Origin of the sequence: Vibrio cidicii (genome assembly GCF_009665415.1) — a bacterium.
Lineage (GTDB): Bacteria > Pseudomonadota > Gammaproteobacteria > Enterobacterales > Vibrionaceae > Vibrio > Vibrio cidicii.
Genome location: NZ_CP035922.1, coordinates 574,751 through 586,729 on the forward strand (window position 1 = coordinate 574,751; position 11,979 = coordinate 586,729).

The following is an 11,979-nucleotide window of genomic DNA, read 5'->3' on the forward strand; positions in this document are numbered from 1 at the left end:
TTTAAAAAAGACCAAGTGGTCTAAAATGGAGGCGGCGATGAAAATTGATTGGAATGTCCCTGACGTGAAACCGGGTTTTTCGGGTGCAATAGACAAATTTATTGGCCCGGGTGCGACCAACGCAGAAAAGCAATTGCAGTACTCTTTGCCCGTGTTGGCTGGGCTTGCCATCGTTGTGTATGCCTATTGGGCACAGTTGGATTGGCGCTGGCCGCAGTATCTGATTGCCGGGTTTCTCAGCGCGGATATTGTCGGAGGCATCATTACCAATGCCACCTCAAGCGCCAAACGTTGGTATCACCGTGAAGGTCAAGGTTTTAAGCAACATCTGCTTTTTGTTACCTCGCACTTTGTACAGTTATCGCTGTTTAGCTGGGCATTTTTCTCTTTCGATCTGCTTTGGATAGCGGCAGTCGGTGGGTACATGTTGCTTGCCTGCATCACTATTTTGCTCACGCCGCTCTATTTGCAGCGACCAGTGGCGCTGGCCTGTTACTCACTAAGTATTTTGCTTTGCCTGTATGTGTTTAGTGTTGCCGAAGGCATGGAGTGGTTTCTTCCCTTGTTTTACCTCAAGTTGCTGGTCAGTCACATACTAAAAGAAGAGCCATACCGCCCAGAGACAGAACTTTCCTCAGGAGACAATGAATGAACAATTCCCCACGTATTCTCGTTGCTGGTTCAACGGGCTATTTAGGTTCACACATCGTAAAGCAACTGCTTGAGCAGCAGATGGATTTCAAAGCGCTGGCTAGGAGCCGAAGCAAATTGCAGCAGTTGGGGGTGGACGACGCGCAGATTGTCCAAGCGCAGGTGACCGACGCGCAGCAATTGCAAGGTATCTGCGATGGCGTGGAGGTGGTGATTTCTTGTTTGGGTATCACCCGTCAGCGTGATGGGCTGAGTTATGCAGATGTTGATTACGGTGCGAATCTCAACTTGCTGCTGGAAGCTGAGCGCGCTGGCGTGAAAAAGTTCATCTATATCTCGGCCTTTAATGCCGCGCAGTTTCCCAAGGTGCGCTTACTCAATGCCAAAGAGCGTTTTGCTCGACGGCTTCTAAGTTCGACCACTGTTACGCCTTGCGTGATTCGTCCCAACGGATTTTTTTCTGATCTGGAGGAGATTTATCATATGGCAAAAAGCGGCCGCGCCTATCTTTTTGGTCAGGGTGAGTTGAAACTCAACCCGATCCATGGAGCGGATCTGGCGCGCTTTTGCTTAGAGGCCATATGGCGCACCGAGCAAGAGCTAGATGTTGGTGGCCCTGATGTGCTAAGCGCCAAGCAGATTGCGCAACTGGCTTTTGATGCCTTAGAGCGCGAAGCCAAGCTGACTCATTTGCCTGATTGGATGCGCCGCACGAGTTTGGTGATTGCGCAACATCTGCCCGAAAAATGGGCTGGACCGTTCGAATTTTTCCTTGCCGCGATGGGCAAAGATGCCATCGCACCGCGCTATGGCTGCTACCATCTAAAGGACCATTATCGCTTGCTAGCAAAGCAAACACACCATGCCGTTCGCTCACAGTAGTTTCACTCTGGATTAGGCGGTATCGACTGTGCAAAGTGCTCAAAGAGAAAATCGATAAACAAGCGAATGCGTTTAGGTTGGTACTGGCGGCTCATGTAAATCACGTTGAGATCGGCGCTCAAACTGGCTGCAGACGTGTTGAAGTTTTTCATGTAGCCATCCAGTACGGTGACAAGGCGCTTTTGCTGAATATCTTCCTGCACATCCAAAATCGATTTGAGCGCAATGCCTGCGCCATCCAGTGCCCAGAGCCGGATCACTTCCCCATCGTCTGAAAATCGCTTTGGCACTATGGTAATGGCATCGCGCTGCTCGCTGGCTTGAAAGTGCCAAGTTTTTAGCTCCTCATTACTGCGTAGCATCGCCAAGCAATCATGATGAGCGAGATCATGTGGCGTGTTTGGCATCCCTTTTTTGGCTAAGTACTCCGGTGAGGCGCACAACACGCGCTGACTGGCCGCTAAGCGGCGGGAGATCAAATTGCTATCGGCCAGTGAGCCATACCTTATCACCACATCGATACCTGATTCGGCAATATTCACCAAGTTATCATTGAGATAGAGATAAGGCACGACGTGAGGATAGCGCTGGCAAAAGGCCGATAAAATCGGGTAGATGTACTGCTTGCCAATGTCTTTCGGCGCGGCGACTTTCAACGTGCCACGCACCTCTTTACTGCCGGTTTGCAGCAGGTTTTCTGTCGCTTTGACCGCCTCAAGGATCTCTAAACATGCTTGGTAATACGTCGCGCCAGAGTCGGTGAGTGAGAGATGGCGGGTACTGCGATTGAGCAGCTTCACGCCATAACGCTCTTCCAGCGCTTGTAAGCGCGCGGTCACGGTGGCGGGGGAGAGCCCGAGTTCTCTGCCTGCGGCGGCAAGCCCTTGGTTTTTGACTATGCTGGCAAACATCGTCATGTCGGCAAATTTATCCAATGGAGTCCCCTGATTGTTTGGAAATTCTAAATAATGAATTTAATAAACGGTAAATTATCAAATTATTTCGAATGAATATACTGGCTCAACTATGGCGCATCGACATCATTGGACCAAACGCTAGGCCAGTGGCTCTGTGCGTGAATTGCCCCAAAAGAGTTAGGAAAGAAACATGAAATTATACATCTATGAACATTGCCCATTTAGTGCCCGCGTCCGCTTCGTTGCTGGCATGCTCGGCCTTAAGCTTGAAGTCGAAACCATCGATTATGATGACGATAAAACCACGACCGAGTTGGTGGGCAGTAAACAAGTGCCTGTGCTGGTTAAAGACAATGGGGTCGCCATCGCAGAGAGTTTAGACATTATCCAATATCTGCTCAACTTGGCTGGTTCAGCAGAAACGAACCAACCAGCGAACGCGGTTTTAGAATGGCAAAGCAGCGCCTTTTTACCGCTGCAAAAAATCGGCTACCCGCGCTGGTCAGCAATGGATCTGCGCGAGTTTCGCACTGACTCAGCCAAACGCGCTTGGCGAGCAAAAAAGGAGACCGAAGCGCTGAATTTTGCAGCCTTGCTGGCCGATACTGCCGAGATTGCCAAGCAGGTGGAGGTGGTGATCCAAAATGCCAGCGAATTGTTGAAACAGCCGCTGACGGTCGTTGATCAGGCGGTGATTTTCTCGATTTTGCGCGGCTTTTTCAGTGCGCCGCAGATCCAATGGGAAAACTCGGTGCAGGCGTGGATGCAGTTTGCCAGTGAAGAAACCACCGTGTCACTGCTGAAATAAGGAGAGAGTAATGAGTAAACTGTTTCAACCAACAGAAATGAAAGGCCAAGCGCTAGCCAATCGAGTCGTCATGGCGCCGATGACACGCGCGCGCAGCACTCAACCCGGCAATATCGCAAACGCCATGATGGCCCAGTACTATCAGCAACGTGCCAGTGCGGGGCTGATCATTTCCGAAGCGACGCAAATTTCAGACGACTCGCAAGGTTATTCTTTCACGCCTGGCGTGTATACCGATGCGCAAGTGCAAGGCTGGCAGCAAGTGACTTCCGCGGTGCATGCCAAAGGAGCGCTGATGTTTTGTCAGCTCTGGCATGTCGGCCGTGTCTCTCATCCTGTGTTTCAAAAAGGTGAGTTGCCCATTGCGCCGTCTGCTTTGGCGCCAGTGGAAACCAAAGTATGGATTGCTGATGAAAACGGCAACGGGCAGATGGTGGACTGCGTCGAGCCGCGTGCGATGACTCAAGCCGATATTGATCGTGTGGTAAATGATTTTGCTTTCGCGGCAAAGCGGGCTATCGAAGCGGGCTTTGATGGGGTAGAAATCCATGGTGGCAATGGTTATCTGATTGACCAATTTTTGCGCACCAACTCGAATAAACGCACCGATCGCTACGGTGGCAGCCGTGAAAATCGGATGCGCTTTTTGCTTGAGGTTGTTGATGCGGTGATCGAAGCGATTGGCGCCGATAAAGTCGGTGTACGGTTAGCGCCATTTATCACTTTCAAAGACATGAACTGCCCTGATATTGTGCCGACCATTTTGCAAGCCTCGCAGCAACTACAAGCACGCGATATCGCTTATTTACATCTGTCGGAGGCCGACTGGGACGATGCGCCGACTATCCCAGAAGTGTTTCGTATCGCACTGCGCGAGTCTTTCAGCAATACCATTATCGTTGCTGGACGTTACTCTCCAGCACGTGCGCAGGAGGTGCTGGAAAAAGGGTACGCCGATCTGGTCGCGTTTGGTCGTCCCTTTGTCGCTAACCCAGATCTGGTTAGCCGTTTGGAGAACGGGCATCCACTGGCCGAGCTCGATGGCGCAACGCTGTTTGGTGGTAATCAGAAGGGTTACACCGACTATCCGAATTTTACAGATTAGTCAGGTTGGTGAATCAGTGACTTGATCTCTTTTCCCCCTTATTTGAGCTGGAAAAACCAGTGTCAATTAAGGGGGTTAAGCCACTTATGGTGCGATTCGCTGGAAAGGTCAATGACGCGTCAAAGCATCACGTTTTGATAGTTTTCAATGATCGTCGACATGGCCTCACCATGGCCGCGCTGCAAGCGTTGATAATGGGCAATGGTCGTTGCCTGATAGCGTTTGGCGATATCCAGCGGCGCGCGAGACCACATTGAATCCCCAACGACAGAAAGCTCTCGATGCGTATCTTGCTGGCGCGATAGGTGCAACACTTCGTAAAAGCGGCGATTCTCTTCAATAAGCTTTTCGTCAATCAGGCCAAACTTAAGGCGACGCAGAGCTTGGCGCAACATGTACAGATGATGCACCGGGCAGAGCAGAAACTCCAACTCGGCTTGCGGGTGTCGCTGGCAAATTTGTTCAATCAGTGCGAGCGTTAAGTCGCCACCGACACCGGCAATGATTACCAAATGTCGGCCTGCAAAACCTTCCAAAGGCAACTGCGCAACGTCAACGCACTCGACATGCCAGCGATGGCGTTGAGCCGTGTGGTTTGCTTCAAGCGTTTGCCTCACTTTTTCTGTTAGCTGCGGCACGATGTCGACAAAATGCACCTTGGCACTTTGTGTCTGTTGCAGCAACGCAAGCCCCAGATAGCCGTGATCGCAGCAACAATCCCAAATATGGTCATACTCGTCGCTCACCATGGATTGCAGAGTTTGCATGCGTTGACTCAGTTTCATTTTCGCTCCGATAAAGGCGGGACTCAAAGCGGGCGATTGTAGTGGTTTTTGCCATCGGTTGCGAAGTGAAATGCGTGGAAAAGAGGTGCAACTTCTTGGATGAAAAGTAAAATAGCCGCCTAAACCTTGTATTTTCTGGAGAAGACTATGGCCAAGCGGGTTCCAACTAACATCATTACTGGCTTTCTCGGTGTCGGCAAAACGACCACGATTCTCAATCTGCTCGAAAACAAACCAGCCAATGAAAAGTGGGCGGTGTTGGTGAATGAGTTCGGTGAAATCGGCATTGATGGCGCGATGATGACAGAAAGCGGCGCTGTGATTAAAGAGGTCCCCGGTGGATGCATGTGTTGTACCGCTGGGGTGCCGATGAGTGTTGGGATCACCGCGTTGCTAAGGCAAAATCCCGATCGTTTGTTGATTGAGCCGACCGGACTGGGCCATCCAAAACAAGTGATTGCAACGCTCACCTCGGCGCAGTATCAAGAATATGTTGATCTTAAAGCGACGATTGCGCTGGTGGACCCTCGCAATCTCAGTGATGAAAAATACACCAGAAATCAGAACTTTAATGATCAGCTTGCCTGCGCTGATGTGGTGATTGGTAGCAAGGTGGATTTGTGCCATGCCCACGATATTGACGTGTTTAATGATTGGCTGACCGATCAAACGCCAGCGAAAGTGTTTAGCAAGTTAATCCACGATGGACAGTTGCCGCTGGAAGTGCTCGACATTGAGCGCGTTCATGGCAGTGCATCAACGCATATTGAAGCGCATCATCACCATCATGCTGATATGGAGCCGCAGTTTCAGTTGCAGCCGGGGCAGGCGTATGTGCGTAAAGAGAATCAAGGGCAGGGCTATTTCAGTTGCGGCTGGCTGATTGGCGCGGAGTATCGTTTTAATTTTGACCAATTGTTTTCCATGTTGACGGACTTAACCGCAGAGCGTGTTAAAGCGGTCATCAACACCGATCAAGGCTGTTACGCCTTTAATCGCGCCAATGGCGTGCTGTCGGTCAACCAGATGTCGTTGGAAGGATTTGAATCGCGTATCGAGGTGATTGACTCGCAACGGATGCCTTGGGACGAACTTGAGGCGATTTTGCTACGTTTATGCGGCGCCCACGCCAAGTAAGCAGAGTCGACACTGAAGTTTTTTCACTGAATTGTCGAATATCGTGAGATATATCACTCGCTTTCAGGTAGAATGCTCGGCCATTTGTTTACGCGATTAACTTTTTGTCTGTTTAAGGAAACGCTCCATGTCATTTGCATCTCAAGGTTTTGCTCCCGAAGTCGTGAAAGCGCTCGAAGAGTGTGGCTATGAAAAGCTAACCCCAATTCAGCAAAAAGCCATTCCTGTCGCCCGCCGTGGCCATGATATTTTTGCCACTGCGCAAACTGGAACTGGCAAAACCGCCGCTTTTTCTCTGCCTTTGATCCAGCAATTGCTCGACAGCAGTAAAACGGCATCGCGTAAATCAGCCAGAGCGCTGATTTTTGCGCCGACGCGTGAACTGGCTGAGCAGATCGCGGACAACATCAAAGCCTACACCAAATACACCAACCTCACGGTAGCGGCGGTCTTTGGTGGTCGTAAAATGTCGAGCCAAGAACGTGCTTTAGAAAATGGCGTCGATATTTTAGTGGCGACGCCGGGACGTTTGGAAGAGCACATCGAAGCGGGCAATGTGACGGTCGCCAATATCGAATTTCTGGTGTTTGATGAAGCGGACCGCATTCTAGATATGGGCTTTATCAGCGCGGTACGCAAGATACTTCTCGACGTGGACACCAATCCGCAGATCATGATGTTTTCTGCCACGACCTCAAGCCAGCTTAACGAGCTGTCGAAAGACATTCTACGTAAGCCAAAACGCATCGCCGTTGAGCGTGAAAATACCACCGCACATACGATTGCACACGTACTGTATCCTGTTGATCAAGAACGCAAAACAGAGTTGTTGTCGGAACTGATTGGCCGCAAAAACTGGCAGCAGGTGCTGGTGTTTGTTAACTACAAAGAGACTGCCAACGAGATTGTGCAAGAGCTCAAGCTAGACGGCATCAAAGCCACGGTTTGCCACGGCGACAAAGCGCAAAGTGCACGTCGTCGCGCGCTTGAAGAGTTCAAAACGGGCAAAGTGCGCGTGATGGTCGCGACCGATGTCGCTGCGCGTGGGTTAGATATCGAAGATTTGCCACACGTGGTCAACTATGACATGCCGTTCTTGGCGGAAGACTATGTGCACCGTATTGGCCGTACTGGCCGTGCGGGCAAACAAGGTCATGCGGTCTCTTTCGTCAATCGCGAAGAAGAGCTGACGGTGATTCAGGTGGAAAACTTAATTAAGCAGCAGATCCGCCGCATCGAACTGGCCGGATACGAGCCGAAAAGCCGTACCGCATACATCGACAAACTCAATAGCAAGCCGTCGTTTAAAAATCGTCAAGGTCGACGTAATAACGCCAACGAGCCGACCGATCAGGCCGCGGCAGAACGTCGCTTAGCGATGGTCAAACGCTTGAAAGCGCGTCGCGGTTAATTTAGAACCTCAATAAAAAATCACCCAAGCGGGTGATTTTTTTATGCTGCGTAGTGAAGCAAATCGGTGAGCTGGTCTAACTCTTCCAGCATGTTTTTGCATTCGCGTGAGTAGATGAGCTTATCGCGATCGCCCACAATTTGGATAAAGGTGGTTTTGCCCGAGAGCAAACATTGGCGCAAAGTGCGCATCACCATCTGCATGTCGAGCGCTTGGCAATCTTCAATGCTGGCTTTAGCGACAATCGACGCCAAATCAATCGAGAGCACCAATCGGTCACAGTGATCGATAAAACTGCCCAAGTGTTCCTTACAATCGTTGCGATGGCGGAAAGTGAACTCTTTCTCTGTCAGCCAATTGCAACCGAGATCTTCGGCGTGTTCCCAAACTGCGCTGCTGGTATGGCTCTCGTTCACGCCAACGAAAAAGGCCCGGGTGTTGTGATAGCGAGTGAGGGCAAAGTGAAAAGCGGTGCCGAGTTTCACGTCCAACGTTGCTTTGAGCCCCATGCTGTGGCTCAAATTAACCAACCCAACTTCTTCACTGCCGCTAAATAGCACAGGCATTGAAGAGAGTACGCTTTCTGCGCAATTGGTAAGAACAATCGGAATGGCACGACGTGAAAGTGCGCGGCTTAACACTTCCTGATAGCTGCCGTTTTCCACATCTTTGCGCGAAAAATTATCGCAGTCGGTCCCTGTTTTACGTTTGTTGAGTTGATATAACCATTCACTGGCGTTTTCTAGGCTCTGTTGCGCTGTTTCAAACTCGACGATTGTCATAGGTTTCACGAACTCACTTAAGGTGAGATAGGTAAAAGGTGAGTGATGATGTTCAATCACACTGGCTTTTTGATGACGTTTGAAAAAGCTTAACATGGCGGCATTACCTTTCTGGTGGGAGCGCTCTCGCTGCCTGTAAAACATGTAAAATGATTCGTTGCTTGTCGGCATCCACCCTGTGAGCTGGAGCCATGACCGTGACTGCGCCAATCAGTTTACTTCCTTTCATGACCGGAGCACTGATACCAGAAACCCCGGGATCAATCTCCGACGTGCTCACTGCGTAGCCGTTACGGCGAATGGTGTCGAGCTCTTCCTGCCATTTCTCTAGTCGCTGTTCTTGGCCGAAATAGCGCAGAATCCGTTCGCATCGTTGTTGCGGCATGAAAGCGAGCATCACTTTGGATGAGGCGCCACGAAGTAGTGGTTGACTTTGACCCTGGACGTAGCTACATCGTAGCGCCTGCATACTCTCTTTCTGACGAACGCACAAAGCGCGATAACCTACAGGCACCATGTAAGCGGCGAGCTCTCCAGTCTGATGCTGTAAACGCGCTAATATCGTTTCCACCGATTCAAGACTGTGCTGACTGGTTTGATAGCTGCGCATCAACAGCAGTGCTGCGGGGCCAACAATCAGCGTTTTTTCATGGGCGCTTTCTTCAATCAGGTTCCACTCTTTGAGTAATTTCAAATGGCGATACAAGCTGCTGAGCGGAACGTTTAATTGTTCGCTTAGAGTTTTGGCTGAAACCGGCTCGTCGTTCACCGCAACCTGCATCAGCAGTTGTAACGTTTTTTCGTTAACCTGATTGGCGTTCATCTTGTTTTCTTTCATGTGATTTTTACGTGTACAAATTCATAACACAACTATAATTCTTATTGATTAAGAAAAGGAATGAAATTTAATTTACTATTTCTCGTTATGTGAGAATTTGATTTAAGCCGTGCTCAGAAAGCAAGAGCGTTAGGCGAGTAAAAGGTATTCACCAAAGATCAGAAAAGGGAACGAATGTTCCCCTAAATGTAAAGTGTGATAAGCACCAAGCAGGTGGCGAGGCGCTACGAAACGAATTCCGTGTGACAAGCTTCGGCAATGCGATTACGACCCGTGCGTTTGGCTTTGTACAACGCTTCGTCTGCTTTTTTCAGTAGTAGGCGGATATTGCCGTCGGCTTGCGGCACCATAGAGCAAATCCCAAGGCTGGCCGTAACATGAGGGTAACTGGCATTTTCACTGTGTTTGATGCGTAGCGCTTCTATTGTAGTGCGAATACGATCCGCCACGTGTTTCGCGCCTTCAAGATCGGTTTCAGGCAAAATCGCGGCAAACTCTTCTCCGCCAATACGCGCGACCTTATCGAGACAACGTAACTTCATATTGCGAATCGCTTCCGCGACCATACGCAAACATTCATCCCCTTGCTGGTGGCCAAAAGAGTCGTTGTACATTTTGAAGTGATCGATGTCGAAGATGATCATCGATACTGAGGTATTTGACCGTAGAGCTCGATTCCATTCGTCGCTGTAGATCTCTTCAAAACGGCGGCGATTGTGCAGGCCAGTAAGGCTGTCGGTGGTCGAGAGCAGCAACAGTTGTTCGTTAGTCTCTTCCAATTGTTGCTGCAACTCCTCTAGCTCAGAGAGCTTTTGGTCAAACTCCATGGTCTTCTTTTTCAGGGCATGGCGCTGTTCAAACAGCTCAATAAAAACGCGCACTTTGCTGTGAAACACCAGTGGATGCAACGGTTTAAACAGATAGTCTACCGCCCCGTGTTCGTAACCACGGAAGATGTTTTCTTCGGATTTCGAGGCCGCAGTGACAAAAATAATCGGAATATGACGGGTTTTGCGGTTACCACGCATCAACTCAGCCACTTCGTAACCATTCATGGTTGGCATCTGTACGTCTAGTAGCACCAGCGCGAAATCGTAGTCTAACGTTAGGGCAAGGGCCTCTTCGCCGGAAGTGGCACGGACCACGTTTACTGAAAAAGCGTCCAGCAGGCCCTCTAGCGTGAGCAGGTTTTCGATTTTGTCATCAACGATGAGTATGGTTGCTTTATCTTGCATGGTTAACAGTCACATAGAGAATTTAAGAAATGACCAATTTCGTCCAAAGGGAGGATATGATCGACATTGGCCGTTTCAATCGCGGCGGCTGGCATGGCCTGCGCCTCGGCACTTTCGACGGATTGAACCACTGCCAGTCCGCCCATTTGTTTGATTTTTTTTAGCCCAAGCGCGCCGTCGGAATTCGCGCCCGTCAACACCACGCCAACCAACGATGGGCCATAATAGTCGGCGGCGGTTTCAAACAACACATCAATCGATGGCCGTGAATAATTCACAGGTGGATCGACTGAAAGGGCAATACAGCCATCGACTTCTACCATCATGTGGTAGTTGGGCGGAGCAATGTACATATTGCCGCGGCGGATGGGCAGTTTGTCTTCAGCTTCTTGTACGCTCAGGTGGCTTTTGCTGTCAAAGTGCGTGGCCATGTAACTTTCTGGCGAGGGACTAATGTGCTGCACCAGTAAGATTGGCAAGCAAAATGAATCCTTCAACTGACGTAATAGCGCTCCAACGGCTGCAAGGCCGCCTGCGGATGCGCCAATAACAACTGCGCTGTATGTGTGGCCACGACAACTCATGTATCACCTAATCCGTTTCTTGCGATAAATCTTTTCTTTTTCTGAGACCAAATCAAACTTGTCCGCGATATCAGAAAAACGCAGCGATTCTTTTGAGCCGAGGCAGAGAAAACCGCCCGGTACTAAGCTATCGTAGAAAAGTTTAAATACGCGGTTCTGCAGCTCTCTGTTGAAATAAATCAATACGTTACGACAAAAAATGACATTCATTTCGCCAAACACACCGTCGGTGGCTAAGTTGTGTGGGGTGAACAACATTTTATCTCGCAGCGCGAGTTTCATGATCACGCTGTCGTAGTCGGCAATGTAGTAGTCAGAGAAAGAAGCGCTGCCTCCCGCGGCTTGGTAGTTTGTCGTGTATTGGCGAACCAAATCCATCGGATAGATGCCTTTTTTGGCCTTTTCCAAAATGGCTTCGTTGAAATCGGTCGCGTAAATTTGCGCGCGATCTTTCATCCCTTCTTCTTCAAGCATGATGCCCATCGAGTAGACTTCTTGACCTGCTGAGCAGCCCGCATGCCAAATTTTGACAAACGGGTAGGTCTGCAAATGAGGAATAATCAGCTCACGAACCTTTTTGTAGAACCAAGGGTCGCGGAACATTTCCGTGACGTTGATGGAGAGATCGAGCAGCATTTGATCAAAAAAACGCGCGTCGTTGATCACTTTGTGCTGCATTTGCGAATAGTTCGACATGCCTTCAATCGCACGTCGATATTCGAGTCGTCGCTTGGTATGAGCGAGCGAATATTCGCGAAAGTCATAACCATATTTGCGATAGATCGCTTCCAACAGCAGTTGAATTTCTAATTGTTCGTTTGAAAGATCAGTCACGCTTTCCATT

Annotated in this window: 13 protein-coding genes; 6 read left to right on the forward strand and 7 right to left on the reverse strand. The window is 49.7% G+C overall.

Annotation, left to right across the window (positions count from 1 at the left end; genetic code table 11):
- Positions 1-37 precede the first annotated feature (37 nt).
- Together EWA64_RS18155 and EWA64_RS18160 are read left to right on the forward strand one after the other, a co-directional pair.
- The gene (locus EWA64_RS18155; RefSeq protein ID WP_061896002.1) at positions 38-652 is read left to right on the forward strand and encodes a hypothetical protein; all 615 of its coding nucleotides are present in this window, start codon (positions 38-40) and stop codon (positions 650-652) included.
- Positions 649-1,533 carry an SDR family oxidoreductase gene (locus tag EWA64_RS18160; RefSeq protein WP_061895907.1) on the forward strand — a complete coding sequence of 295 codons (885 nt, stop codon included), beginning with the start codon at positions 649-651 and terminating at the stop codon, positions 1,531-1,533. Before EWA64_RS18155 ends, EWA64_RS18160 begins: the two co-directional genes overlap by 4 nt.
- A gap of 2 nt (positions 1,534-1,535) precedes the next feature.
- Here EWA64_RS18160 and EWA64_RS18165 read toward each other — a convergent pair whose 3' ends face one another.
- Entirely contained in the window at positions 1,536-2,468 is a 933-nt protein-coding gene (locus EWA64_RS18165) for a LysR family transcriptional regulator (RefSeq protein WP_061895906.1), read from the reverse strand.
- A gap of 172 nt (positions 2,469-2,640) precedes the next feature.
- Between EWA64_RS18165 and grxB the strand changes: the two genes are divergently transcribed.
- A complete protein-coding gene (grxB, locus tag EWA64_RS18170) occupies positions 2,641-3,258 on the forward strand; it encodes a glutaredoxin 2 (protein WP_061895905.1) in 618 nt (205 codons plus the stop codon).
- 10 nt (positions 3,259-3,268) lie between these two features.
- Positions 3,269-4,363: an alkene reductase gene (locus EWA64_RS18175; protein WP_061895904.1), complete on the forward strand. Its 1,095-nt coding sequence runs from the start codon at positions 3,269-3,271 to the stop codon at positions 4,361-4,363.
- 119 nt (positions 4,364-4,482) lie between these two features.
- Here EWA64_RS18175 and EWA64_RS18180 read toward each other — a convergent pair whose 3' ends face one another.
- Positions 4,483-5,148: a tRNA (adenine(22)-N(1))-methyltransferase gene (locus EWA64_RS18180; protein ID WP_061895903.1), complete on the reverse strand. Its 666-nt coding sequence runs from the start codon at positions 5,146-5,148 to the stop codon at positions 4,483-4,485.
- Between the two features lie 147 nt (positions 5,149-5,295).
- On the opposite strand from EWA64_RS18180, the gene EWA64_RS18185 reads away from it, so the two are divergent.
- Positions 5,296-6,285, forward strand: coding sequence for a CobW family GTP-binding protein (locus tag EWA64_RS18185; RefSeq protein ID WP_061895902.1), 990 nt, complete (start codon positions 5,296-5,298; stop codon positions 6,283-6,285).
- Positions 6,286-6,412: 127 nt separating this feature from the next.
- Positions 6,413-7,696, forward strand: coding sequence for a DEAD/DEAH box helicase (locus tag EWA64_RS18190; protein ID WP_039442993.1), 1,284 nt, complete (start codon positions 6,413-6,415; stop codon positions 7,694-7,696).
- 41 nt (positions 7,697-7,737) lie between these two features.
- Here the strand turns inward: EWA64_RS18190 and EWA64_RS18195 are convergent, their stop codons facing one another.
- The 5 genes from EWA64_RS18195 to EWA64_RS18215 form a co-directional block, all read right to left on the reverse strand.
- Complete coding sequence (locus tag EWA64_RS18195) at positions 7,738-8,574, reverse strand: arginase (RefSeq protein ID WP_065860351.1); 837 nt, start codon at positions 8,572-8,574, stop codon at positions 7,738-7,740.
- 7 nt (positions 8,575-8,581) lie between these two features.
- Positions 8,582-9,316 (reverse strand): IclR family transcriptional regulator, encoded by a 735-nt coding sequence (locus tag EWA64_RS18200; RefSeq protein ID WP_039436716.1) that lies wholly within the window; start codon positions 9,314-9,316, stop codon positions 8,582-8,584.
- 224 nt (positions 9,317-9,540) lie between these two features.
- Entirely contained in the window at positions 9,541-10,551 is a 1,011-nt protein-coding gene (locus EWA64_RS18205) for a GGDEF domain-containing response regulator (protein WP_061895900.1), read from the reverse strand.
- Between the two features lie 2 nt (positions 10,552-10,553).
- Positions 10,554-11,135 (reverse strand): chemotaxis protein CheB, encoded by a 582-nt coding sequence (locus EWA64_RS18210; RefSeq protein WP_061895899.1) that lies wholly within the window; start codon positions 11,133-11,135, stop codon positions 10,554-10,556.
- Positions 11,136-11,138: 3 nt separating this feature from the next.
- A complete protein-coding gene (locus tag EWA64_RS18215; protein WP_061895898.1) occupies positions 11,139-11,978 on the reverse strand; it encodes a CheR family methyltransferase in 840 nt (279 codons plus the stop codon).
- Between the last annotated feature and the right edge of the window lies 1 nt (position 11,979).